At 55.3% G+C, this 24,377-nt stretch carries 19 protein-coding genes and 3 tRNA genes; 14 read left to right on the top strand and 8 right to left on the bottom strand.

What is annotated here, in order from left to right; translation table 11 throughout:
* Nucleotides 1-3: 3 nt before the first annotated feature.
* From AC6I8B_RS17115 to tldD, 4 genes are all read left to right on the top strand, one after another.
* Nucleotides 4-597 carry a Maf family protein gene (locus AC6I8B_RS17115; protein WP_010699818.1) on the top strand — a complete coding sequence of 198 codons (594 nt, stop codon included), beginning with the start codon at nt 4-6 and terminating at the stop codon, nt 595-597.
* Nucleotides 587-2,056, top strand: a complete 1,470-nt coding sequence (rng, locus tag AC6I8B_RS17110) for a ribonuclease G (protein ID WP_003855268.1) — start codon at nt 587-589, stop codon at nt 2,054-2,056. Before AC6I8B_RS17115 ends, rng begins: the two co-directional genes overlap by 11 nt.
* Before the next feature lie 148 nt (nt 2,057-2,204).
* The gene (gene yhdP / locus AC6I8B_RS17105; protein ID WP_332838023.1) at nt 2,205-6,029 is read left to right on the top strand and encodes an AsmA2 domain-containing protein YhdP; all 3,825 of its coding nucleotides are present in this window, start codon (nt 2,205-2,207) and stop codon (nt 6,027-6,029) included.
* 64 nt (nt 6,030-6,093) lie between these two features.
* Nucleotides 6,094-7,539 carry a metalloprotease TldD gene (gene tldD, locus AC6I8B_RS17100; RefSeq protein WP_010699816.1) on the top strand — a complete coding sequence of 482 codons (1,446 nt, stop codon included), beginning with the start codon at nt 6,094-6,096 and terminating at the stop codon, nt 7,537-7,539.
* A 252-nt stretch (nt 7,540-7,791) separates the two neighbouring features.
* On the opposite strand, the gene aaeR is transcribed toward tldD, so the two are convergent.
* Entirely contained in the window at nt 7,792-8,709 is a 918-nt protein-coding gene (gene aaeR, locus AC6I8B_RS17095; protein ID WP_010256055.1) for an HTH-type transcriptional activator AaeR, read from the bottom strand.
* A gap of 230 nt (nt 8,710-8,939) precedes the next feature.
* On the opposite strand from aaeR, the gene aaeX reads away from it, so the two are divergent.
* From aaeX to AC6I8B_RS17070, 5 genes are all read left to right on the top strand, one after another.
* The gene (gene aaeX / locus AC6I8B_RS17090) at nt 8,940-9,143 is read left to right on the top strand and encodes a p-hydroxybenzoic acid efflux pump operon protein AaeX (RefSeq protein WP_010256058.1); all 204 of its coding nucleotides are present in this window, start codon (nt 8,940-8,942) and stop codon (nt 9,141-9,143) included.
* 7 nt (nt 9,144-9,150) lie between these two features.
* Entirely contained in the window at nt 9,151-10,083 is a 933-nt protein-coding gene (gene aaeA, locus AC6I8B_RS17085) for a p-hydroxybenzoic acid efflux pump subunit AaeA (protein WP_010256061.1), read from the top strand.
* A 9-nt stretch (nt 10,084-10,092) separates the two neighbouring features.
* The gene (gene aaeB / locus AC6I8B_RS17080) at nt 10,093-12,045 is read left to right on the top strand and encodes a p-hydroxybenzoic acid efflux pump subunit AaeB (RefSeq protein ID WP_010256064.1); all 1,953 of its coding nucleotides are present in this window, start codon (nt 10,093-10,095) and stop codon (nt 12,043-12,045) included.
* A gap of 113 nt (nt 12,046-12,158) precedes the next feature.
* A complete protein-coding gene (locus AC6I8B_RS17075; protein WP_157353804.1) occupies nt 12,159-13,610 on the top strand; it encodes an NAD-dependent succinate-semialdehyde dehydrogenase in 1,452 nt (483 codons plus the stop codon).
* A gap of 55 nt (nt 13,611-13,665) precedes the next feature.
* Nucleotides 13,666-13,935 carry a barstar family protein gene (locus AC6I8B_RS17070; protein WP_010256069.1) on the top strand — a complete coding sequence of 90 codons (270 nt, stop codon included), beginning with the start codon at nt 13,666-13,668 and terminating at the stop codon, nt 13,933-13,935.
* A gap of 65 nt (nt 13,936-14,000) precedes the next feature.
* On the opposite strand, the gene yhcN (AC6I8B_RS17065) is transcribed toward AC6I8B_RS17070, so the two are convergent.
* The 4 genes from yhcN (AC6I8B_RS17065) to argR form a co-directional block, all read right to left on the bottom strand.
* Nucleotides 14,001-14,264 carry a peroxide/acid stress response protein YhcN gene (gene yhcN / locus AC6I8B_RS17065; RefSeq protein ID WP_010256072.1) on the bottom strand — a complete coding sequence of 88 codons (264 nt, stop codon included), beginning with the start codon at nt 14,262-14,264 and terminating at the stop codon, nt 14,001-14,003.
* 93 nt (nt 14,265-14,357) lie between these two features.
* Complete coding sequence (locus AC6I8B_RS17060; RefSeq protein WP_010256074.1) at nt 14,358-14,624, bottom strand: YdgH/BhsA/McbA-like domain containing protein; 267 nt, start codon at nt 14,622-14,624, stop codon at nt 14,358-14,360.
* An 88-nt stretch (nt 14,625-14,712) separates the two neighbouring features.
* Nucleotides 14,713-14,976: a peroxide/acid stress response protein YhcN gene (gene yhcN / locus AC6I8B_RS17055; RefSeq protein ID WP_022623941.1), complete on the bottom strand. Its 264-nt coding sequence runs from the start codon at nt 14,974-14,976 to the stop codon at nt 14,713-14,715.
* Nucleotides 14,977-15,450: 474 nt separating this feature from the next.
* Nucleotides 15,451-15,921: a transcriptional regulator ArgR gene (gene argR, locus AC6I8B_RS17050; RefSeq protein WP_010256080.1), complete on the bottom strand. Its 471-nt coding sequence runs from the start codon at nt 15,919-15,921 to the stop codon at nt 15,451-15,453.
* Nucleotides 15,922-16,349: 428 nt separating this feature from the next.
* Here argR and mdh point away from each other — a divergent pair, with 428 nt between their 5' ends.
* Nucleotides 16,350-17,288, top strand: coding sequence for a malate dehydrogenase (gene mdh / locus AC6I8B_RS17045; protein WP_010699812.1), 939 nt, complete (start codon nt 16,350-16,352; stop codon nt 17,286-17,288).
* Between the two features lie 288 nt (nt 17,289-17,576).
* Here the strand turns inward: mdh and mscM are convergent, their stop codons facing one another.
* The 3 genes from mscM to rsgA all read right to left on the bottom strand — a co-directional run bounded on the left by mscM (nt 17,577) and on the right by rsgA (nt 23,041).
* Nucleotides 17,577-20,906, bottom strand: a complete 3,330-nt coding sequence (mscM, locus tag AC6I8B_RS17040) for a miniconductance mechanosensitive channel MscM (RefSeq protein ID WP_033759094.1) — start codon at nt 20,904-20,906, stop codon at nt 17,577-17,579.
* A 14-nt stretch (nt 20,907-20,920) separates the two neighbouring features.
* Nucleotides 20,921-21,820, bottom strand: coding sequence for an archaetidylserine decarboxylase (asd, locus tag AC6I8B_RS17035; protein WP_010256089.1), 900 nt, complete (start codon nt 21,818-21,820; stop codon nt 20,921-20,923).
* A 171-nt stretch (nt 21,821-21,991) separates the two neighbouring features.
* Nucleotides 21,992-23,041: a small ribosomal subunit biogenesis GTPase RsgA gene (gene rsgA / locus AC6I8B_RS17030; RefSeq protein WP_010256092.1), complete on the bottom strand. Its 1,050-nt coding sequence runs from the start codon at nt 23,039-23,041 to the stop codon at nt 21,992-21,994.
* Nucleotides 23,042-23,142: 101 nt separating this feature from the next.
* Between rsgA and orn the strand changes: the two genes are divergently transcribed.
* The 4 genes from orn to AC6I8B_RS17010 all read left to right on the top strand — a co-directional run bounded on the left by orn (nt 23,143) and on the right by AC6I8B_RS17010 (nt 24,126).
* On the top strand, nt 23,143-23,691 hold the full coding sequence (gene orn / locus AC6I8B_RS17025; RefSeq protein ID WP_010256094.1) for an oligoribonuclease: 549 nt from the start codon (nt 23,143-23,145) through the stop codon (nt 23,689-23,691).
* Nucleotides 23,692-23,845: 154 nt separating this feature from the next.
* Nucleotides 23,846-23,921, top strand: a tRNA-Gly gene (locus tag AC6I8B_RS17020).
* Nucleotides 23,922-23,949: 28 nt separating this feature from the next.
* A tRNA-Gly gene (locus AC6I8B_RS17015) sits at nt 23,950-24,025 on the top strand.
* 25 nt (nt 24,026-24,050) lie between these two features.
* A tRNA-Gly gene (locus AC6I8B_RS17010) sits at nt 24,051-24,126 on the top strand.
* The last annotated feature ends 251 nt before the right edge of the window (nt 24,127-24,377 follow it).

The following is a 24,377-nucleotide window of genomic DNA, read 5'->3' as shown; positions in this document are numbered from 1 at the left end:
TTTATGGTAACCCTCTATCTTGCTTCCGGTTCACCGCGTCGTCGTGAGCTGTTAACTCAACTTGGGCTGACATTCGAGCGCATCGTGACTGACGTTGAAGAGCAGCGTCAGCCGAACGAAGCGGCGGAAATCTATGTCCGCCGTCTGGCCAATGATAAAGCGCAGGCGGGTGTCAAACTGGCCGCGCAGGATCTGCCGGTGCTGGGCGCGGATACGATTGTGGTGCTGAATGGCGAAGTGCTGGAAAAGCCGCGCGATGCCGCTGATGCCCGCGCGATGCTGTGTAAACTCTCTGGTCATACGCATCAGGTGATGACGGCGGTAGCGCTGGCCGACAGTCAGCAGGCGCTGGATTGCGTCGTAATCACTGATGTGACATTCCGCACCTTAACCGCCACCGACATCGACGACTATATCGCGACCGGCGAGCCAATGGATAAAGCGGGTGCATACGGTATTCAGGGCAGGGGAGGAAACTTTGTCCGCAAAATTAATGGAAGCTACCATGCAGTGGTCGGATTACCCTTGGTTGAGACAGGGGAGTTGATCAGCCATTTCGAGTCACTGCGTGCCGTAAGGGGTCAACATGACGGCTGAATTACTGGTAAACGTCACGCCTTCTGAAACACGTGTTGCCTATATTGACGGCGGCATACTGCAGGAAATTCACATTGAGCGTGAGGCGCGGCGCGGCATCGTTGGCAATATTTATAAAGGCCGTGTAAGCCGTGTTCTGCCCGGCATGCAGGCCGCCTTTGTTGATATCGGTCTGGAGAAAGCGGCCTTTCTGCACGCCTCAGATATCATGCCGCATACTGAATGTGTGGCGGGCGACGAAAAGAAAAACTTTATCGTGCGGGATATCGCCGAGCTGGTGCGGCAGGGACAGGATCTGGTGGTTCAGGTCGTCAAAGACCCGCTTGGCACCAAAGGTGCCCGGCTGACCACTGACATCACGCTGCCTTCGCGTTACCTGGTCTTTATGCCAGGCGCATCGCATGTGGGTGTCTCTCAGCGTATTGAGAGCGAGAAAGAGCGCGATCGGCTTAAAGCGGTCGTGGCTGACTACTGCGACGATCTGGGCGGCTTTATTATCCGTACCGCCGCAGAAGGCATCGGGGAAGAGGAGCTGGCGCAGGACGCGGCTTTTCTCAAACGACTCTGGACCAAAGTCAGCGAGCGTAAAAAGCGCAATCAGACCCGCTGCCTGCTCTACGGTGAGCTGGCTCTGGCCCAGCGTATTCTGCGTGATTTTGCGGGCGCGGCGCTGGATCGCATCCGGGTCGACTCCCGCCTGACCTGCGATATGCTGGTGGAGTTTACCGGAGAATATATCCCGGAAATGGCCGGTAAGCTGGAGCTCTACAACGGTAAACAGCCTATTTTCGACCTGTTTGACGTCGAAAATGAGATTCAGCGCTCGCTGGATCGCAAAGTTGAACTAAAGTCAGGCGGATATCTGATTATCGATCAGACCGAAGCGATGACCACCATCGATATCAACACCGGTGCGTTTGTCGGCCATCGTAACCTTGATGAGACGATCTTTAATACCAATGTTGAAGCCACTCAGGCGATCGCACGTCAGCTGCGACTGCGTAATCTTGGTGGCATCATCATTATCGACTTCATCGATATGAGCAACGAAGACCATCGCCGCCGGGTATTGCATTCGCTGGAAAGCGCGCTCAGTAAAGATCGGGTTAAAACCGGTATTAATGGTTTCTCGGCGCTGGGTCTGGTGGAGATGACGCGTAAGCGTACCCGCGAAAGCATTGAGCACGTTTTGTGCCAGGATTGCCCGGTCTGCAAAGGGCGCGGCACGCTGAAAACCGTTGAAACGGTCTGCTATGAAATCATGCGTGAGATTGTCCGGGTTCATCACGCTTATGATTCTGACCGCTTTCTGGTCTATGTTTCACCGACGGTGGGTGAGGCGTTAAAAACTGACGAGTCTCATGCACTGGCTGAAGTCGAAATCTTTGTCGGCAAGCAGGTTAAAGTTCATGTCGAAGCGCTCTACACTCAGGAGCAGTTCGACGTAGTGATGATGTAACGCCAGCCCGGTTACCGGTTTCTTCGGATATCGGGCTGAAAAATCGCCCTTGTTTGAGATAAAATGCGCGTTTTAACGCTTTTATCGGGAGACGGTCGGGTATGAGAACCAACTATCCGTCGTTTACGGAACACAAGGAGAGGCGTGAGTGAGGCAGTTGCCGAGGATTTTGTTACTGCTGGTCGCGGCAATCATCGTGATTGTCGCGCTGCTGGTCAGCGGATTGCGTCTGGTGATGCCGCATCTCGACAGCTATCGCAGCAACCTTCTGCAATACATCTCCGACAGCAGCGGCGTGCCGGTCAACGCCAGCCAGTTACAGGGTAAATGGGAGAATTTTGGCCCAACCCTGCAGGTTCGCGATCTTAGCGTCGATCTGCATGAGAACGGCAAACTCACTATCAAACGTATCAATCTGGCTCTCGACGTCTGGCAGTCCCTGCTGCACTGGCGGTGGCAGTTTCGCGATCTGACCTTCTGGCAGTTGCACCTCGATACTAATCGCCCGCTGCTGGATAACGACAAAGAGAAAAACAGCTTCCGTCCGGCGCAGATAAACGAACTCTTCCTGCGTCAGTTTGACCACTTTGACCTGCGTGACAGCACCATCCGTTTCCGTACCCCTTCCGGTCAGCATGCTGAGCTGGCGATCCCGCGACTCACCTGGGTCAATGAAGATAACCGCCACCGGGCCGAAGGCGAAGTCAGCCTGTCGAGCTTCACCGGCCAGCACGGCGTGGTCCAGGTGCGGCTTGATCTTAACGACAGCAACGGTTTACTCAATGATGGCCGCATCTGGATGCAGGCCGACGACGTCGATATGCGCCCGTGGCTGGGCCGTTGGGTGCGTGACAATACCCGGCTGGATAGCGCCCGATTTAGCCTGGCGGCCTGGGTTAACCTGCGCGATGGCGACATCTACGCCGGTGATCTGCTGCTGCGCAAGGGCGGAGCCAGCTGGCAGGGCGAGACCGGACGACACCGCATTGAGGTCGATGGGCTGACCGCGCATCTGTCACGTTTCCAGAATGGCTGGGTGGTCAATGTGCCACAAACCCGGCTCAGCACCGACGGCCACGCCTGGCCCGCCGGTCACTTCTCTCTGTTATGGCGTCCTGAAGATAAGCAGATGCTGGGACCGGATGGTCAGCCGGAAGTGCGCGTTCGCGCCACACAGCTGGTGCTGAGTCATATTGCGCCGATCGTTCCGCTGTTTGCGCCGCTCTCTCCGGCACTGTTTGAAAACTGGCAGACGCTGCAGCCACAGGGCACCATCGATGGCCTGGCGCTGGATATTCCGTTACAGCAGCCTGAAAAAACCCGCGTACAGGTGAAGTGGCGTGATTTCAGCTGGCAGCACTGGAAACTGTTGCCGGGCATCAGCCATTTAAGCGGTGAAGCGCGCGGCAGCCTGAGCAATGGTCAGGTCAGTGTGGATATGGGGGCGGCGACCGTTCCCTATGGCGACATGTTCCAGGCTCCGTTAGAGATTAAGCGGGTGACCGGTGCGCTGCGCTGGCTGAATGATGATCATGGCCTCACGCTGGCAGGCGAAAATCTTGACCTGGAGGCACGCTCGCTCTGGGCGCGCGGCGACTTCAGCTACCAGCAGAATAGCGGCGGTGAGCCTCGTCTGGATATTCTGGCCGGTATCCGGCTTACCGATGCGGGCGATGCCTGGCGCTACTTCCCGGTGCCGCTATTGGGTAACAGCCTGACGCACTATCTGAGTGGGGCAGTGAAGGGTGGCAAGGTGGACAACGCCACACTGCTGTTTGCCGGTAATCCGGCGCTGTTCCCGTTCAAGCATAATGATGGCATGTTCCAGGTCTGGGTGCCGCTTCGCCAGGCAACCTATGCGTTTCAGCCCAAATGGCCAGCGTTAAGCAATCTCGATATCGACCTTAACTTCCTGAATGACGGTCTCTGGATGAAAGCGCCGGTGGCGAAACTGGGCGAGGTGGACGCGCGCAACGTCACTGCGGTCATCCCCGACTACCTGAAAGAAAAACTGATCATTGAGGGTGATATCAGTGGTGAAGGCCAGCAGATCGCGGACTATTTCGGGCAGACTCCGCTGAAACCTTCACTGGGTGCCGCGCTGGAGCAGCTGGAAATCAAAGGCCGCGTCGGCGGCCACCTGAATCTGGATATCCCGCTGGATGGTGAGCAGGTTCACGCCCGTGGCAATGTGGACCTGAACAATAATTCGCTGTTTATCAAACCGTTAAAAACCACCATTAACAATCTCTCCGGGCGCTTCCGTTACGACAACGGCAATCTGGCCAGTGAGGATCTGCGTGCGAACTGGTTTGGTCAGCCAATGGGCGTGCGTTTCAGCACCAAAGAGAATCCGGACGACTTTGGCGTGAACGTCAAACTTCAGGGCGACTGGCAGCCCGCGAAAATCAGCCAGGTTCCTGCAGCCGTCAGCAAGCAGCTGGGCGGAAATCTGCCGTGGCAGGGCGACGTCAATATTACGCTGCCCCATCATGGCGGTGCGCGTTATGACGTGACGCTGAACGGTAATGCAAAAGAAGTAAGTAGTCACTTACCTGCACCGCTCGATAAGAAAGCCGGTGAGGCGATGCCAGTCGCAATCAAGGCCAGTGGCGACCTGCACCATTTCGATCTCAGTGGCAGCGTCGATGCAAACCATCGCTTTAACAGCCGCTGGTTGCTGGAGCCGACGCTGCGCGTCGATCGTGGCATCTGGCTGAATGATGCGCAGAAAACACCCGCTCTGCCCGATCATCCCGGCATGGTACTGAACCTGCCCGCGCTGGATGGCGAGGCCTGGGTGGCGATGATGGCCGCAGGGGGAGCATCCGGGGGCAGCGAGTCAGGCGGCGGCCTCAAAACGGGTGGCGTCACGCTGCCCGGCAATATCACGCTTCGTAGCCCGGCCGTCACCCTGGCCGGTCAGCAATGGCATGAGGTTGAAGCGACACTGGCTCAGAGTGCGGGCGGCAAGGGCCAGGTCGGCGTCAGGGCTAAAGAGCTGCGTGGTGCGCTGGCAATGGCCCCGAAAGCACCGTGGCAGGTGAACCTGGATTACCTTTACTACAATCCGCAGTGGGATAACGGTGAAGGCAAAGGCGGCAAAGCGCCACCTCAAAAAGCCACGAACATTAACTTCAGCCAGTGGCCCGCTTTACAGTTGCGCTGTAAAGAGTGCTGGGTGCTGGGTCAGAAATATGGTCAGGTCTCCGCGATGCTGCAACCCCGCGGAGATACGTTAGCGCTTACTAACGGAAAAGTGGATACTGGCAGTTCACAGCTGAAAATCAACGGGGAATGGGTTAACCGCCCGGACGACCAGCGCACTTCGCTGAAGGGCACGCTGAAAGGCCCGAATATTAATAACGCGACCAACTGGTTTGGGGTCAACACGCCGCTGCGCGATGCGCCATTTGATATTGCGTATGACCTGCACTGGCGCTCTGCGCCCTGGCAGCCCTCGGCAGAGACGCTGAGCGGTACCCTGAAGACCCACTTTGGCAAAGGCCAGATCGCCGATGTGAATACCGGTGCCGCCGGGAAAATTCTGCGGCTGGTGAGCTTTGATGCGCTACTGCGCAAGCTGCGCTTCGACTTCAGCGACACCTTCACCAATTCTTTCTACTTCGACTCGATTAACGGCACCGCCTGGATCGAAAACGGCATGATGCGCACCGATAATCTGCTGGTGGATGGCCTGGAAGCGGACATTGCGATGCAGGGTAATCTCGACCTGGTGAAGCGTCAGATCGACATGGAAGCGGTGGTTGCGCCGGAAATATCCGCCTCGGTCGGTGTGGCGACAGCTTTTGCCATCAATCCGGTAATTGGCGCGGCGGTGTTTGCCGCCAGTAAAGTTCTGGGACCCCTGTGGAACAAGATATCGCTGCTGCGTTATCACATCAGTGGCCCGCTGGATAAACCGGAAATCAATGAAGTGCTGCGTAAACCGCGTGAAACTGACAACAAGTGAATTTGACGCCGTACCGGAATTACCGCAGGCTATGATTATCTGAGCACATAATGAGTGAGAAACGATGACTCTGAACCTGGTAAGTGAGCAGTTACTGACTGCTAACGGCATTAATCAGCAGGACCTATTTTCCCTGTTAGGGCAGCTTTCAGAACGTCGTCTGGATTATGCCGATCTCTATTTTCAGTCCAGCTTTCACGAATCCTGGGTGCTGGAAGACAAAATCATTAAAGATGGCTCCTACCATATCGATCAGGGTGTGGGCGTGCGTGCGGTCAGCGGGGAGAAAACCGGCTTCGCCTATGCAGACCAGATCACGCTGAATGCACTGCGTCTCTCCTCTGAAGCCGCACGCAGCATCGTACGCGAACAGGGAAATGGCAAGGCACACACGCTTTCTGCCGTGATGAACCGTTCGCTCTATCAGGCTATCGATCCGCTGAGCAGCCTGACACGTGAAGACAAAATTGCCCTGCTGCATCGCGTTGATAAAGTGGCTCGTGCGGCTGATCCGCGCGTGCAGGAAGTCAATGCCAGCCTGACCGGCGTTTACGAGCAGGTATTGGTAGCCGCGACTGACGGCACGCTGGCGGCAGATGTCCGTCCGCTGGTTCGCCTCTCTATTAGTGTCCAGGTGGAAGATCAGGGCAAACGTGAACGCGGCGCAAGCGGCGGCGGTGCGCGTACCGGTTATGCGTTTTTCCTCGCAGATGAAGATGGCGAAGTCCGCGCTGACGCCTGGGCGCGTGAAGCGGTGCGTATGGCGCTGGTGAATCTCTCCGCCGTGGCCGCACCCGCTGGTGCGTTGCCGGTGGTACTGGGTGCGGGCTGGCCGGGCGTGCTGCTGCATGAAGCGGTCGGTCACGGTCTGGAAGGCGACTTCAATCGCCGTGGCACCTCGGTGTTCAGCGGTAAAATTGGTCAGCAGGTTGCGTCTGACCTCTGTACCGTGGTGGATGACGGCACCCTTGAAGGGCTGCGCGGTTCACTGGCAGTAGATGATGAGGGCGTTCCCGGTCAGTACAACATGCTGATTGAGAATGGTGTGCTGAAAGGCTACATGCAGGACAAGCTGAATGCGCGACTGATGGGGGTTAGCCCTACCGGTAACGGACGTCGTGAATCCTACGCGCATCTGCCGATGCCGCGCATGACCAACACCTATATGCTGGCTGGCAAGTCATCACCGCAGGATATTATTGAAAGCGTTGAGTATGGCCTCTATGCGCCGAACTTTGGTGGCGGTCAGGTGGATATCACCTCCGGCAAATTTGTCTTCTCAACCTCAGAGGCTTATCTGATTGAGAACGGCAAAATCACCAAACCGGTTAAAGGCGCAACGCTGATTGGTTCCGGCATCGAAGCGATGCAGCAGATCTCGATGGTAGGTAATGACCTGGCGCTGGATAAAGGCGTCGGCGTTTGTGGTAAAGAGGGGCAGAGCCTGCCGGTCGGTGTCGGTCAGCCGACCCTGAAGCTGGATAAACTGACCATCGGCGGCACCGCCTGATGTGACCCCAACAACCCGCCGCCTAGCGGGTTGTCAGAATGCTGACAAATCCATAGCCGGATGAACCTGGCAGCAATGCAATAGCTGAAAGCGCAGGGAACACGGGCAGAGGAGGAAAGCGTCCCGCGCCACGGATGGCGCGGGCCGAGCGTGTCAGGGATGACGGATTTTGCGTCTTTCCGATCTGACCGTGTTCCCTTCGCTGGCTGGGTCTTACAGCTGGTCGGGACAGATGTTGTCAACAATCTATTGTTAGCTTTTACGATGCTGCTGATACTGTTCAGCCACCTGTTCAAAATAGCCGGTCAGATAATCGATACAGACCTGCACCTTAAGCGGTAATTTATCCTTCTCGGTATAGAGCGCGTAGACCGGGCGCGGATCGGACTGATACTGCGGAAACAGAATATCGATCTCGCCTGCGGTGATCTCATCAATCACCCACATCATCGGCACATAGGCGATGCCATTGCCCGACTTCAGCCAGCGAATCAGCGTCAGGGAATCATTGGTCACAAAACGTCCCTGCGGTGCCAGGCGTGTCACTAATCCTTCCGGCGCAATCAGTTCGAAATTGTTATCGGGCCGTACGCTATATTCCAGCCAGGAAAAATTATCGATATCACCCGGCTTCTCCGGCGTACCATGCTGCGCCAGATAGCTTTTTGCGGCGCACACCACCATCGGCATCGCACCCAGGCGACGCGAAAATAAGCTGGAATCTTTTAACGCTCCCACCCGAATCACCAGATCCAGACCATCCGCGATCAGATCCGGGGCCGGAACGCCGGTGACCAGATTCACACTCAGCCCCGGATATTCCCGCAGCATATCGCTGGTCATGCCGGCTAACACGTTCTGCGCCATGGTAGAGGAGCTGCCAATTCGCAGTACGCCAATGGGCGTATTGTTAAAAGCGTAAAGCTGTTCATGCACCTGCGTCGCTTCGGCCAGCATACGGCGGCAGCCCTGATAATAGATTTTGCCCGCTTCGGTCAGCCCGATACTGCGGGTACTGCGATTCAGCAGTTTAACCTGCAATGCATCTTCCAGTTTCGCGACGATCTGGCTGATTGATGAGACGCTCAGATGAAGCTGACGCGCCGCAGCGGTAAACGAACCCAGTTCGACCACTTTAGCGAAGACAGACATGCCTTTCAGTCGTTCCATTATTTACTCTGACTTAAAAGTGATTTAGATCACATTCTGTAGAAAACTTATAGTCAGGCGCGTTATTATAAGCGCGCCGGGGTATTTCCCGGTGATTCTTCATTGCCTGATACCCTTCGATGATACGCTATTATTAAGCCAGCTGCGGTTCGGATAACGCTTTCAGAGGGTTTTCCTGCGACATCTGAAGAGGCATGAGTATCCCGGCAAGGTCGAACTAAGGATTTGTGATGAGTGTGCTTCCGGTATTTGTCATGTTTGGGCTCTCTTTTCCGCCCATTTTCATCGAACTTATTATTTCACTGATGCTGTTCTGGTTAGTGAAACGCGTGCTTACGCCGAGCGGTATCTACGATCTTGTCTGGCATCCGGCACTTTTTAATACAGCGCTTTACTGCTGTGTGTTTTACCTTGTCTCCCGTTTATTAGTCTGAGGTTTAAGTGAAAGCACTCATAAGAAAAATCGCGCGCTACGCGATTACTATCCTGCTGGTCATCATCGCAGTGGTCATTATTTTCCGTGCCTGGGTCTTCTATACCGAATCGCCCTGGACCCGTGATGCGCGTTTCGCCGCTGACGTGGTGGCGATCTCCCCTGACGTCACCGGCCTGATCACCGAGGTTCCGGTACACGACAACCAGCTGGTGAAGAAGGGCGATACGCTGTTTGTGGTTGACCGGCCGCGCTATCAAAAAGCGCTCGATCAGGCGCAGGCGGATGTTGAATATTACCAGGCACTGGTCAGTGAGAAACGTCGCGAAGCCGGGCGCCGTAACCAGCTGGGCACCTCCGCCATGTCGCGCGAGGCTATCGAGCAATCCAATAACGATCTGCAAACCAGCGAGCACCAGCTGGCGAAATCGGTGGCGACACGCGATCTGGCGAAGATTGACCTTGAGCGCACCACGGTGAAAGCGCCATCCGATGGCTGGGTCACCAACCTGAATGTCTACCAGGGTGAGTTTATTACCCGTGGTTCGGTTGCCGTGGCGCTGGTTCAGCAGCACTCTTTCTATGTGCTGGCTTACCTGGAAGAGACCAAACTGCACGGCGTGGAGAAGGGCTTCCGCGCAGAAGTGACCCCACTTGGCAGCAACATCGTGTTGCGTGGCACCGTAGACAGTGTGGCGGCTGGCGTCACCAACAGCAGCAGCTCGGTCGACAGCAAAGGCATGGCCACGGTAGATTCCAATCTGGAGTGGGTCCGTCTGGCGCAGCGTGTGCCGGTTCGCATCCGGCTTGATCAGCAGCCCGGCAATCGCTTCCCGGCGGGCACGACAGCGACAGTGGTGATCACCGGTCAGGCCGATCGTCAGCCTGAACAGGTTTCACCGATGGTCCGACTGTTTAATCGCCTGCGTGAGTTTGGTTAAGAGGGCGATATGATCGAGTTCCTGCGGTTCCCGGTAAAGCTCACCTTTGCGCTGGTGTTAGCGCTGATGGTGGGTTTTCACTTTAACCTTGAAACGCCGCGCTGGGCGGTGATGACCGCCGGTATCGTGGCTGGCGGTACCGCGTTTGCGGCCGGGGGGGATCCCTATTCCGGGGCGCTGCGCTATCGCGGCGTTTTGCGTATTATCGGGACATTTATTGGCTGTATCGCCGCGCTGACCATCATGATTGCCACCGTGCGTGCACCGGTCGTGATGCTGCTGCTGTGCTGCATCTGGGCAGGACTCTGCGTCTGGCTCTCTTCGCTGATCAAGGTAGAAAACTCTTACGCGCTCGGACTGGCGGGCTACACCGCGCTGATTATTGTGGTGACGGCTAACGCCAGCGGCGGTCTGACGCTGGTGCCACAATATGCGGTAGAGCGCTGCAGTGAAATCGTACTCGGCATCCTGTGCGCCATTCTGGCCGACATGATTTTCTCACCCCGTTCGATTAAAAAAGTGATCGACGCTGAGGTCGATTCGCTGCTGGTGGCACACTATAACCTGCTGCAACTCTGCGTCGCTCACGGTGATAAAGAAGAGGTCGATAAAGCCTGGAGCGCGCTGGTACGGCGCACCACGGCGCTGAACAGCATGCGCAGCCAGCTGATGATGGAATCCTCACGCTGGAAGAACAGCAATCGCCGTTTGCAGATGCTCAATACGCTGTCACTGACGCTGATTACACAGGCAGCCGAAACCTTTCTGATCCAGAATTCCCGTCCTGATTACATTCCGCCCCAGTATCGTCTGATGGTTGAAAAACCAGCCTCGACCGTTGAAGAGGTGCATAAGCGGATGAAAGTGATGCGGCGGGTGATTGGTGCCAGCGGCAAATCAACGCCGGTCACGCTGGCCAGCTGGGTAGGCACTGCTACCGAATATCTGCTGCTGCTGAAAGGGATCAAAAGCAACAGCCGGATCACCTCGCTGGAAGAGGAGATTCTGCAGCGCGAAGTGGTGATCCAGGCGCGTTCCGCTGAAACGCATCATGCGATGATCAACGGTATCCGTACCTTTGTGGCGACCGCGCTGGGTTCGCTGTTCTGGCTCTATACCGGCTGGACCTCTGGCAGTGGCTGCATGGTCATGCTGGCTGTCATCACCGCGCTGGCGATGCGCATGCCCAACCCGCTGATGATGGCAAAGGACTTTCTCTACGGCATGACGGTCGCGGTTCCGCTGGGCGCGCTCTACTTTATGTATGTTCTCCCGGCGACGCAGCAGAGCGCACTGCTGCTCTGCATCGCAATCGGCCTGCTCGGTTTTATCGGTGGTATCTTCATTCAGCGGCGTCAGCTCGGCACGCTGGGGGCATTGATTGGCACCCTTAATGTTCTGGTGCTGGATAATCCGATGGAATTCCACATTAACGTCTTTCTCGATAACGTTCTGGGCCAGGTCATCGGCTGCTTCGTGGCGATGATGGTGATCCTGCTGATTCGTGATAAATCAAAAGCGCGTACCGGCCGCAAGCTGCTGAACCGCTTTATGTATGCGGCTGTCTCTGCCATGACGACCAATCAGGCGCGCCGGCGTGAAAACCATCTGCCAGCGCTCTATCAGCAACTGTTTCTGCTGCTGAACCTGTTTCCGGGCGATATCAACAAATATCGCATCGCCCTGACGCTGATCATCGGTCATCAGCGGTTACGCGACGCAGAAGTGCCGGTGAATGCCGATCTTTCTGCTTATCACCGGCAGTTGCGTTACACCGCTGACCGGGTGATCTCCGCCAGCAGCGATGACAAGCGGCGTTACTACTTTGAACGTCTGCTTAAAGAGCTGGATGTCTATCAGGAAAAACTGGCCCATTACGAGGCTCCCGCCAGCGTAACGGAACCGGTAAAACGACTGGCTATGATGCTGGATAAGTACCAGAACACGCTCATCCAAATCTGAATCTGGCCGCTGTGACCTGCAGCGGCCTGCGCAATCCCCACCCATCACAAAATCTGTCGCTTTTGCCAACTATACTCTCCAGACGGAAGAGCAAAACTGACAGGAGCGAATCAATGAAATCACTGCAAGAGAGCCAACTGTTCCGGACCGGCTATTTAGCGGACGGCCAGTGGCATCAGGCGGCCTCTACCTTTGACGTGACCAATCCGGCGACCGGTGAGGTGATTGCACAGGTGGCAAAAGCGGGTAAAGCTGAAACGGAACAGGCTATCGCCGCAGCGGAGCGCGCATTTCCCGCCTGGCGGGCGCAGACTGCAAAAGCGCGCGCTGAAATTCTCACTCGCTGGTACCAGCTGATCATTGAGAACAAGCGCTGGCTGGGACAGCTGATGACGACCGAACAGGGCAAGCCCCTGAAAGAGGCGGAAGGGGAAGTTGAATACGCCGCCAGTTTTATTCAGTGGTTCGCCGAGCAGGCGAAACGGACCAATGGTGAAATTATTCCGCCAGCTAAACCCGGCTCCCGTATTCTGGCAACCCGCGAACCGATTGGCGTTGTGGCTGCCATTACGCCGTGGAATTTCCCGATGGCGATGCTGACCCGCAAACTGGGGCCAGCTCTGGCTGCCGGCTGCACCGGCATTATTAAACCTGCCAATAACACGCCACTCTCCGCCTTTGCCCTGCTGGCGCTGGCGAAGGAGGCAGGTGTGCCTGATGGTGTACTGAATGCGGTAGCCGGTGATACCCATGCTATCAGCGATGCCATCATGGCCAGCAAAGCGGTGCGTAAAATCTCGTTCACCGGCTCCACCCAGGTGGGCAAGCTGCTGATGCGTAATGCTGCCGAAACCATGAAAAAAGTGTCGATGGAGCTGGGGGGTAATGCCCCCTATATCGTGTTTGACGATGCCGATATTGATGCCGCCGTGCAGGGCGCCATTGCCAACAAATTCCGTAATGCGGGCCAGGTGTGCGTCAGCGTAAACCGCTTCTACATTCACAATGCTATCTATGATCGTTTTACTCAGCAGCTGGCTGCCGAAGTGAACAAGCTGAAGGTGGGCAACGGCATGGAAGAGGGCGTGATTGTCGGGCCATTGATTGAGGCATCGGCGGTGGAAAAGGTTGAGCAGCACGTCAATGATGCGGTAGCAAAAGGTGGCAAATTACTGGCGGGTGGCGAGCGACATGCGCTGGGTGGCAACTTCTGGCAGCCCACTGTGATTACTGAGGCGCACGAAGGGATGCAGCTCGCGCAGGAGGAGACCTTTGGTCCGGTGGCTGCCTGTTTCCGCTTTGATGATGAAGATGACGTCATCCGTCGTGCTAACGATACACCGTTCGGCCTTGCCGCATACTTTTACACCCAGAATCTGCAGCGGGTGTTCCGTGTTTCAGCCGCGCTGGAAAGCGGCATGATCGGCATTAATGAATGTGCCGTATCAACCGAGCTGGCGCCGTTTGGTGGTGTGAAAGAGTCGGGGCTGGGCCGCGAAGGTTCGGTACTCGGCATGGAAGAGTATCTGGAGGTCAAAGCGCTGCACCTGGGCGGTTTGAGCTAGCGGACAGTAACGGGCGACGCAGGTCGCCCGCAGACGGAGCATGGGAGCCGTCAGCATGAAAATCGAGCGTTTTGATTTTAATGAAATTGTCGATCAGGCCCATTTCTTCCGCCAGTTCAGCGAGCGATTTGCGCTGGAGGAGCGCCGCATCTGCGATCTGGATGGATTATGGGATGTGGTGACGGGCGATCTGTTACCGCTGCCGCTGGAGATTGAGTTTGTTAATCTGGGCAGGGGACAGCGACGGCGTTATGGCGCGCTGATTCTGTTATTTGATGAAGCGGAAGAGGAGCTGGAAGGTCAGCTTCACTTTAATGTCAGATAAAACGTCAGATGAAAAAAGGCCCCGGCGAGCGGGGCCAAAGGGTTCGTCATACATCTGACGAGGAATTACTTATAAAGCTGTGCGGTGATGTGATAGTTATCGCCGGTGCGCGCCTCAATAACTTTATAGGCGCTGGCACCCTGTTCATCCGCTTTCTGAGAAAGCTCAGCGCGGTAATCCATTGGCGATCCCGCGGTTCCACTGATGGTCACGGTGCCCGCAGGCTGCAGGTTCTGCGTCTGATCGCCGGTGACCAGCTGTGCGGCTGATGCGCCGAACGCCATAACGGAAAGCAGACTGACTGTAGCGATGGTTGTTTTAATATTCATGATTATCTCCTCAATACATTCAACAACCTGCGGTTTCTCGTAAAGGCGGGTCGTCGATATCTTCTGACGCCCTTCAGGCGTCATCACAGTTAATTATTTATAAAGCTCAGCGGTGACATGCCAGGTGTTATCCTGGTTGTTTTCGATGATGCGATAGTGGCTTGCGCCCTGGGCATCCGCTTTCTCTGACAGCACCTGACGGATATGCGTCTGGTCGCCATTTCGTCCACCAATGCTGATGGTCTGATTCATTGGCTGCAGACCCTGTGCCTGTTCATTGGACACCAGGCTGGCGGCGTTGGCACCCACTGAGAACAGGGATGCCAGACTCAGTGCAGCGATAGCTAATTTCATTTTCATGGTCAACTCTCCTGAAATTTCTGCTTCAGCTCTCCGGAGCGCAAAAGGGCGCGTCAGACAGAGAGCAGATGGCATTATCGGTTACGCCTTAGTTATACAGTGCGGCGGTAGCGTGATAGTTGCCGTTGTTGTATGCCTCAATCACGCGATAGGCTTTTGCGCCCTGCTGATCGGCTTTGTCGCTGAGTTTCTGTTTGATATCCATCGGCGAACCCGCCACGCCGCTGACACTGATGGTGCCGACAGCCTGCAGATTCTGTGCCTGTGACGCATCAATAGATTCTGCTGCAACAGCACCAAATGAGAGGGCGGAGAGAATGCTCAGGGTAGCAATAGTAGTTTTTACGTTCATAGATTTTTCCTCGTCGTCTATTTTTATCTTTTTATTTAGTGTGATTTGCATCACGAAAAGAAGTATAGAACTAATAACGTCAGAAATTAATACCCCGCTAATAATGTTTTTTTGTGATTCTTTATCCTTATGGCTACTTTTAATAACTTAACGTTATAAAAAAAGGATAAAAAGTAACCTTTAAGCCACTTTTAATCGCAAAAACAGTGAGATAGATCACTTTAACTTTTAGTGCGAAAGTCGGGGGTGTATCGGGCTGGAGTTTGATCTGGATCCGGGCAATGGTGCCGGTTCAGTGATGTAAAGCAGTGTAAAATAGCGCATAAAGTGAAGCAGAGTTATCGATCTGACCAACAGCCGGGCGTGTAAAAGCAGGCTTATTACTTATCCAGAGCGGGTAACTGTCGTGGAAAGGGTTGAGCAGAGAGAACGAACTGACGATCTGGCGCATGATGGCCGGTCGTCAGTCCGCGATCAGAGTTCCTGTTCAAACAGGGTGAGGATGGCACCGTGCAGCTGCTTAACGGTGAAGTCACGCGCGCGGGTAATAAAGATTGTGTCATCGCCCGCGATGGTACCCAGAATCCCGTGCGACTTACCCAGTGAATCCAGCATACGTGCAATCAGCTGTGCTGCGCCGGGACTGGTATGAATCACCACCAGGGCATCGTTGTAGTCGATATCCAGTACCAGGTTTTTTAACGGGCTGGTGGTGGTCGGCACACCCAGCTCAGCGGGCAGGCAATAGACCATCTCCATCCTGGCATTCCGGGTGCGCACTGCGCCAAACTTGGTCAGCATTCGCGAGACTTTGGACTGATTGATATTTTCAAAGCCCTCGTCCTGAAGCGCCTGAACAATTTCGCCCTGGGAACTGAATTTTTCTTCTTTTAATAAGGCTTTGAAAGCCTTAACCAGATCGTCTTGTTTCGATGGGTTTCGCATAGGTTACCAATAAATAGAGAGAATAACCGCGCATCCGCCCGCGGCAGAGTGGTGATTATGCATTTATATGCATTTTTATGCAATCGTTCGATTGATGAGCAGCGTCCGGGCGGCTAGCGGGCGGCGATAATAGCAAATAAATCCGCTCAGACCAAAACACGCGTCACAGCCCCGGAAGGCGAAGGTTGCAAAGTTGTTATATTATTGGTGGTGTAGTAACAGAAAACGCACGTAGCCGTTCTCTGTCTGACGACGGCAAAGTTGTCGGTCATTCAGGTGCAATGATAAGTAACTTTTGAATCCGGAGATTAAGTGTGAAAACACGTAGAATTAACAACGGATATTTATCATCGCCTGAGCAGTTGATTAAGGTCTGACACAGATAGAATTTCGGCCCATCTCTGCCCCACCTTAATAAGGAGTTAAGAATGAAAGTTGCCGTTCTCGGTGCCGCTGGCGGCATAGGCCAGGCGCTCGCACTTCTGCTCAAAACCCAGCTTCCCGCAGGTTCAGAACTCTCGCTGTATGACATCGCGCCGGTTACGCCGGGTGTTGCCGTTGATCTCAGCCATATTCCTACCGCAGTGGCTATTCAGGGATTCAGTGGAGAAGACGCCACGCCTGCCTTACAGGGTGCCGATGTGGTACTGATTTCCGCTGGTGTCGCACGTAAGCCCGGTATGGATCGCGCCGACCTGTTTAACGTTAACGCAGGTATCGTCCGTAATCTGATCGAACAGGTTGCCACAACGGCACCTAAAGCGTTGATTGGTGTCATCACCAATCCGGTCAATACCACCGTTGCCATTGCGGCAGAAGTGCTGAAAAAGCACGGTGTTTACGACAAAAATCGGCTGTTCGGCGTGACCACGCTGGATATCATTCGCGCTAATACTTTTGTGGCTGCATTGAAAGGCAAGCAGCCTGACCAGGTGGAAGTCCCGGTCATTGGTGGCCACTCTGGCGTAACCATTCTGCCGCTGCTGTCGCAGGTTAAAGGCGTCAGCTTCAGCGATCAGGAAGTGGCTGATCTGACCAAACGCATCCAGAACGCCGGCACCGAAGTGGTGGAAGCCAAAGCGGGTGGCGGATCTGCCACGCTGTCGATGGGCCAGGCAGCCGCACGTTTCGGTTTGTCACTGGTACGCGCGCTGAAGGGTGAAGCTAATGTGGTGGAGTGTGCTTACGTAGAAGGTGAGGGTGAACATGCGCGCTTCTTCTCCCAGCCGCTGCTGCTAGGTAAAAACGGTGTGGCTGAACGCAGGCCGATTGGTACCCTCAGCGCTTACGAACAGCAGGCGCTGTCAGGCATGCTGGATACGCTGAAGAAAGATATCGCCCAGGGCGAAGAGTTCGTTAAGCAGTAACTGACGGCTCAGACTTGCAAAACGCCCGGCTTTGCCGGGCGTTTTACTTGTTGGCAAATCCAGGCCCGTCTTGCTATAAGATTGAGCCCGCGAAGGAAACACGGTCAGATCGGAAAGACGCAAAAGCTGTCATCCATGACGTGCTCGGCCCGCGCCATCCCTGGCTCGGGACGCTTTCCTCCTCTGACCGTGTTCCCTGCGCTTCAGGTTTATGCACCGCTGTAAGATTAAAACTGATCAGAGTGTGTCAGCAGAATGAAAACGCCCGGCTCAGCCGGGCGTTTTGCATTACAGTCCGCCAGACTTATAGGCGCGGGCAGCGGGTGTACCGTTGCTGGCAGGCAGCTTCTTACCCAGGGTTTCCATACGCATCTGGAACGGCGGGAACGGCATCTCAATACCGTGCTGATCAAATCCGCTGAGAATCAACTGATGCAGTTCGTGACGAAGCGGCATACGGTGTCCCATCTCAGCAGCATGCACACGAAGTTCAAATAACTGAATGCCCTGCTGCAGATCGACCAGGAAGGCTTCCGGTTGCGGCGTGTCCAGGACATAGCTGCAGCGCTCAGCCGCCTGGATCAGAATGGTGGTCACCTGTTCACTGCTGACTTTCGCCGGAGCCGGAATGGTGAGCACCACGCGCGTCACGGAATCGGACAGCGACCAGTTAATAAACTGCTCGGTGATAAAGGCCTTGTTCGGCACGATGATCTCTTTGCGGTCCCAGTCGGTAATGGTGGTCGCGCGGGTATTAATTCGCGTGATACTGCCGGTCAGGTCGCGGATTGTCACGGTATCGCCGATACGAATCGGCTTTTCGAACAGGATAATCAGACCTGAGATAAAGTTGGCAAAAATCTCCTGCAAACCAAACCCCAGTCCCACACCCAGCGCGGCAACCAGCCACTGCAGCTTCGACCACTCAATACCAATCATTGAGAAACCAATCAGCCCGCCAATCAACAGCAGCAGATATTTGGTCAGTGTGGTGATGGCGTAACCCGTACCTGGCGTCAGATTAAGATGCTGCAACAGCGCCAGCTCAAGCAGCGCGGGCATATTGCGCACCAGCTGGGTGGTGATAATAAACACCAGAATGGCGATCAGCACTGACCCCAGGGTGATAGGCTGAATCGACTCTACGCCCTGTACTGAGGTACTGACGTCCCACAGCTGAATATTCTCCAGGAAGCCAAAGGCCGAATGGATTTCTGACCACAGCACAATCACGGAGACCAGGGCGATAAGCATCAGGATAGAGCGTACCAGCCGCAGCGACTGCGCACTGATCGCATCCAGGTCAATTACCGGCTCTTCAATTTCAATCGCATCAGTGTTCAGAGAGCCTTGCTCCTTCTCTTCTTCACTGCGCGCACGGTTAGCCAGCATATCGGCACGGCGCTGACGGGCGCGATCAAAGCCAAGACGGCGACGCTGAATCAGCATCCAGCGCCGGATAATGTGATAGATAACCAGCAGCAGGAACCAGATGGCGACAGAGGTCTCCAGTCGCGCCAGTAGCGCCTGCGCGGTAGCCAGATAACCCACAGCGGAGGCGAGGGCAGCCATCAGCGGCATAGCGATCATCAGGTTCCACAACATCCGGTTCACCATGTTCTCGCCATTTCCCTCTTTATCGAGATAGAGCGGAATCCCGGAACGCTTCAGGCTGACGGTGACAATGCTGATTGCCCCGCAGATCAGGATGAAACAGAGACGGCCCAGCGATGAGGAGAATTGCCGATCTTCCAGATTACCAAAGGCGATCAGCAACATAATCAGCGGCACAATTAATCCGATGCTCAGCGAGTAGTAGCGCATGGCGCGCGCCACCCGATTTTGCGGCCAGCGGAAATGCACAATGAACAGGCCGTTAGGACGGGCAAAGGCAGCGCTGATCATAAACGCCCACAGCAGCGGCAGCGTGGCGGTAATGCCATCACCAATCGCTACGGCGATAGGGTAGGGCCAGGCGTTCTGCAGGCCATAACCCAACGCACCCCATAACACCGGCAGCGGCAGCGCCACCAGGATCGACCAGAACAGGGTACGGATAGTCAGGCGGAAACGATCCTGCGTGACCTTGCCGACTTTGCTGGCGGAACGGTCAAGGAAAGCATTGAAGTGGCGGCGCGAACTGATGCTGAAGCCGACCAGCAGCAACGCACCAATAATCGGCAGCACCGAGTTGCGGCTGGTAAACATCATCGCCATCGCTTTGCCGAGCTGACCCAGCGTATCCAGCGACAGCAGACGGGAAAGATCTTTGGCCAGATCCAGCGGATAACTCAAACCAATCGGGTTAACGTCGGCGGTCCAGAACAGATAGCGGTGCGTCGCCTCTTTGACTTCCGTCAGCGCATCCTGCAACTGCGTGTTGCCAACCTTGAGCTTGGTGATCTCCAGAATCAGCGTGTCACAGCCGGAGATCAGCGAATTGAGCAGTTCCCTCTGAGTGCGTAGCTGCGCATCAAGAATACGCTTCTGGTCTGCGGTGAAGGGCTGACCATCGGCCTGCCGTCCCTTGCGCAGCGCCTCCTGGCGCTCCAGCAGATCTTCATAATTGAGACGCTGCACGCGAAGCTGTGCCATCTCATTATCAATCTGCTGCGACTTGGGCATCTCCGGCAGACGTGCGACCTGCGCCCGTAGCGCTTCGCCCAGCAGATTAGAGGCACCCAGCCACTGCGACTGTTCACGCAGGGTAGAGAGCGCCTGACGGACCTGAATAATCTGGTTGGTGGCCAGTCGCTGCTGCGACGCTACCAGATCCATGCGCTGCGCCTGCTGATTCAGGGCAACCGAGAGTTCGCGGTTAACCCGAAACTGATCGCTGATCTCTGGCGGAAGATCGCCACTGTTTTCTGCCAGTTGCTCGGTGCGGGCCAGCGCGACTTCGGCTTCACGTTGCCGCTGATCGTTGAGCTGGTTGCGCAGCGCCTGAAGATAGTTATCGAGCTGAGTCGCTTTGCGCTGGTGGGCTTCAGCCCGCATCCGCGCCAGTTCCTGACGGTTGTTGGCAGAGAGCTGTGCCAGCTCAAGTTCATCGACCAGCGCTTTATTCGCGGCGCTTTCCGCCTGGCGAGCCGCCAGTTGCAGCTGCCCCTGTGGCGAACTGCTGCTGACGCTCTGCAAACGGCGTTCACTCTCCGTCATCGCCCGGCGTGCTTCCGTCTGCTGCTGCGGCAGTTGCGACAGCGAATCACTGATTTCCCGCGCCCGATCCTGCTCCTGCCGTGCCTGACGCCCCTCTTCCAGCAGCTGGCTGCTGACCTGCAGGATCTCCTGATCCAGCTCGGCGCTGCTCATGTTGTTGCGCACGGTTTTCCCGCTTTCACTCAGCGCGGCGATCTGCTGACGCAGTTCGCGCGCCAGACGCGGAAAATCATCAATAACCTGCTGATATTGCGCCGCGCGCTCCAGCGATTCATCGCGTTCAGAGAGAAAGTTTAAGGCGGCTTCAATCGTCTGGATCTGTTCAGCCTGCGAGGGTGAACTTTTGGCCGATTTTATCTCTTCCAGCTGCTGTTTGAGCTGGCTGGCATCAGGAAGGCTGGCCGCGAAGGCCGGGCTGCTGAGCCACAGGCTCAGCAGCAGGAGGAGAATCGAACGCACAGAGGACACTCAATTTAATCGACGATGACGTCGGAAATGTCTGTCGCGACCGGCAGCGCAATCGCCAGCGGTTGACCCAGACGGGTTTTGCTTTCTGCTTCCAGGCTTTCAGCCAGTTTGACGCGGCCAGGTGCGAACAGATTGATGACGGTAGAGCCAAGCTTGAAGCGGCCCATTTCCTGGCCTTTCAACAGCACCACGGCGCTTTCATCATCCGCTGCCGGATAGTGCCAGCGCTTGATCACGCCTTCACGCGGTGGCGTGATGGTGCCAGCCCAGACGGTTTCGATGCTGCCGACAATGGTGGCACCCACCAGGATCTGCACCATCGGCCCGATATCGGTTTCGAAGTAGCAGATGACGCGCTCGTTACGGGCGAACAGGTTGGGAATATTACGCGCGGTCAGTGGGTTGACGGAGTAGAGGTCGCCAGGCACATAAATCATCTCACGCAGGATGCCGTTGCACGGCATATGGACGCGGTGATAATCACGGGGCGCCAGATAGGTGGTGACGAACTCGCCATCAACAAATTGGGCTGCCATCCGCTCATCACCCGCCAGCAGGGCGTCGATGGTGTAGTGATGACCCTTAGCCTGGAAAATCTGATCGCCATCAATGTGGCCGAGCTGGCTGATAGCGCCATCCGCGGGCAGGGCGATGAGATTGGCATCGGCATCCACCGGACGCGCATCGTCTTTCAGCGGACGAACGAAAAAGTCATTAAAGGTGCGATAGCTGGCGGTATCGGGCTTACGCGCTTCCGCCATGTCGACTTTGTAAAACCAGACAAAGATGTCAATGACCAGTTTGGTCAACCAACCACCGCGGCGACTGGCGCCCCAACCGGCAAGTTCAGTCAGCCATTTCTTCGGGAGAATATGATTCAAGCCGAGTTTTAAACGATCAAACACCTTAGCCTCCTGGCTATTTTATGACGTTGTAAAAAAGGGGGCGGATTGTAGCAGCGCCCCGTTCAGATGGCGACTATACCCGAATTCCGGCACGCTGCACGGTCTGGACGCGCGACTGGAATGCACCTCGCAAAATGCCCCGGCTTATCCGTTCAGACGCGGTTATACCGATTAACTTTCACCATCAGGGAAATTTTTACGCGTTTTTACCTGCGCCATGCTCTCCAGGATACGGTGGTAGTTATCAAAACGGGATCTGTTGATTTTGCCCTGTTCGACCGCTTCGCGAATGGCACAGCCGGGATCGCTGCCATGTTTACAATCGCGGAATTTGCAATCGCCAAGGAATGCGCGGAATTCGACAAATCCGCGGGTAATTTGTTCCGGCTCAAGATGCCATAAACCGAACTCACGCACGCCAGGTGAATCGATCACATCTCCGCCGTCCGGGAAGTGATAAAGGCGCGATGCGGTGGTGGTGTGCTGGCCTAAGCCTGAGCCATCCGAAACCTCGTTAGTCAGAATAGCGACCTGCTCTTCTTTGTCGAAGCCGAGCAGGGCATTCAGCAGACTCGATTTGCCGACGCCAGACTGACCGGCAAAGATACTGATGCGGTCGGTCAGCGCCGCTTTCAGGTCGTCCATGCCGTTTTTCGCCCGGCTGGAGACCATCACCACGCGATAGCCAATATTGCGATAGATATCCATCTGCTTATCGACAAAGGCGCGCGCCTTGTCATCCAGCAGATCGGTTTTGTTCAGTACCAGCAACGGTTCAATATCCAGCGTTTCGCTGGCAACCAGATAGCGGTCGATGATGTTTAACGACAGTTCAGGCAGGATTGCGGAGACGACGATGATCTGGTCGATATTCGCCGCCATCGGCTTCACGCCGTCGTAAAAATCGGGGCGGGTTAATACGCTGGTGCGCTCATGCACCGCTTCAACAATACCTTTGTTGCCGCTGGTTGCCGGACGCCACAGCACCCGGTCGCCGGTGACCAGCGAACGAATGGTTCGGCGGATATTGCAGCGGTGGGCGACGCCTGCGCTATCCTCAACATCAGCGTGCATGCCAAAACGGCTGACAACGACCCCATCTGCAGCTTCACCAAACAGGTTGTCATCCGCTTCCGGACGCTCTCTGCGTTGGTTGAGACGGCGATCGTGGTTAGCGCTTACGCGGCGTTGTTGGCCCTTCGACAGTTTATTTTTACTCACTCACCCTCACAGCGTTAGCCAGATTTCGCCCGGCTGGGCAAAACGTCTATGATACACCTTATTCATCGTAAATGACGACTACAGCAACCGCAGGAAACAGCATGGCTACTGGAAATGAACAGAATCTGATCTGGATTGATCTTGAGATGACCGGACTTGATCCGACGCACGATCGCATTATTGAAATTGCGACCCTGGTGACTGATGCCAACCTGAACATTCTGGCGGAAGGGCCGGTCATGGCCGTTCATCAGTCCGATGCGCAGCTGGCGCTGATGGATGAGTGGAATGTCCGCACTCATACCAACAGCGGTCTGGTTGCGCGCGTGAAGGAGAGTCAGATTGACGATCGCGCAGCAGAGCTGGCGACCATTGAGTTCCTGAAACAGTGGGTTCCGGCGAACACCTCGCCTATCTGCGGCAACAGCATCGGGCAGGATCGTCGTTTCCTGTTTAAGTACATGCCTGAGCTGGAAGCGTACTTCCACTATCGTTATCTGGATGTCAGTACCCTGAAAGAGCTGGCTCGTCGCTGGAAACCCGATATCCTTCCTGGCTTCAAAAAAGGGGGGACGCACCAGGCTCTGGATGATATCCGTGAGTCCGTGGCGGAGCTGGCGTACTACCGCGAACACTTTTTGCAGCTTTAATCGGCGACGGGTGCGCATGAAATCACCAGGTTGCTGATTTAATCAGCAAACGCGCTGAAAGCGAAAATTTTTGCTTTCAGACGCTTGCAGCAGCAACGATTTCTCGTATAATGCGCACCCCGTACCGGTGAAGAATTTATTAACGGTACAAGGCGCGGGAATAGCTCAGTTGGTAGAGCACGACCTTGCCAAGGTCGGGGTCGCGAGTTCGAGTCTCGTTTCCCGCTCCAGTTTTAAAATGTAAGCAGTACCCTCTTTGCGGGAATAGCTCAGTTGGTAGAGCACGACCTTGCCAAGGTCGGGGTCGCGAGTTCGAGTCTCGTTTCCCGCTCCAGTTTTATTTAGCAGTGCCCTTCTATGCGGGAATAGCTCAGTTGGTAGAGCACGACCTTGCCAAGGTCGGGGTCGCGAGTTCGAGTCTCGTTTCCCGCTCCAGATTTAACATCACCCTCATTTCAGTCCGTTATCCGACTGTTTTACGTCGCGTGATTTTGATTGTTTCATGAAGGTTATCCACAGCACTGCACCCCATCATCTGCGCCTGTTACGGCGATCTGTAAATGGCTTTTGAACAGAGTTATCCACAACCTTGCAGGTTAACCGAAGCGATAGTCTCATTATTAAATAAACACAACTTTTATATAAGTTGTTGATATTTATCGTTATGAAAATATTTCAATTTGTTA

It is taken from the genome of Pantoea sp. X-Soil-ISGK-285, assembly GCF_059730815.1.
This window is presented reverse-complemented; position numbering and strand designations above follow the sequence as displayed.

Coding starts and splice junctions, on each gene's coding strand:
- AC6I8B_RS17115 (WP_010699818.1), top strand. CDS start 4: ATGGTAACCCTCTATCTTGCTTCCGGTTCACCGCGTCGTCGTGAGCTG.
- rng (WP_003855268.1), top strand. CDS start 587: ATGACGGCTGAATTACTGGTAAACGTCACGCCTTCTGAAACACGTGTT.
- tldD (WP_010699816.1), top strand. CDS start 6,094: ATGACTCTGAACCTGGTAAGTGAGCAGTTACTGACTGCTAACGGCATT.
- aaeR (WP_010256055.1), bottom strand. CDS start 8,709: ATGGAACGACTGAAAGGCATGTCTGTCTTCGCTAAAGTGGTCGAACTG.
- aaeX (WP_010256058.1), top strand. CDS start 8,940: ATGAGTGTGCTTCCGGTATTTGTCATGTTTGGGCTCTCTTTTCCGCCC.
- aaeB (WP_010256064.1), top strand. CDS start 10,093: ATGATCGAGTTCCTGCGGTTCCCGGTAAAGCTCACCTTTGCGCTGGTG.
- AC6I8B_RS17075 (WP_157353804.1), top strand. CDS start 12,159: ATGAAATCACTGCAAGAGAGCCAACTGTTCCGGACCGGCTATTTAGCG.
- AC6I8B_RS17070 (WP_010256069.1), top strand. CDS start 13,666: ATGAAAATCGAGCGTTTTGATTTTAATGAAATTGTCGATCAGGCCCAT.
- yhcN (WP_010256072.1), bottom strand. CDS start 14,264: ATGAATATTAAAACAACCATCGCTACAGTCAGTCTGCTTTCCGTTATG.
- AC6I8B_RS17060 (WP_010256074.1), bottom strand. CDS start 14,624: ATGAAAATGAAATTAGCTATCGCTGCACTGAGTCTGGCATCCCTGTTC.
- yhcN (WP_022623941.1), bottom strand. CDS start 14,976: ATGAACGTAAAAACTACTATTGCTACCCTGAGCATTCTCTCCGCCCTC.
- argR (WP_010256080.1), bottom strand. CDS start 15,921: ATGCGAAACCCATCGAAACAAGACGATCTGGTTAAGGCTTTCAAAGCC.
- mdh (WP_010699812.1), top strand. CDS start 16,350: ATGAAAGTTGCCGTTCTCGGTGCCGCTGGCGGCATAGGCCAGGCGCTC.
- orn (WP_010256094.1), top strand. CDS start 23,143: ATGGCTACTGGAAATGAACAGAATCTGATCTGGATTGATCTTGAGATG.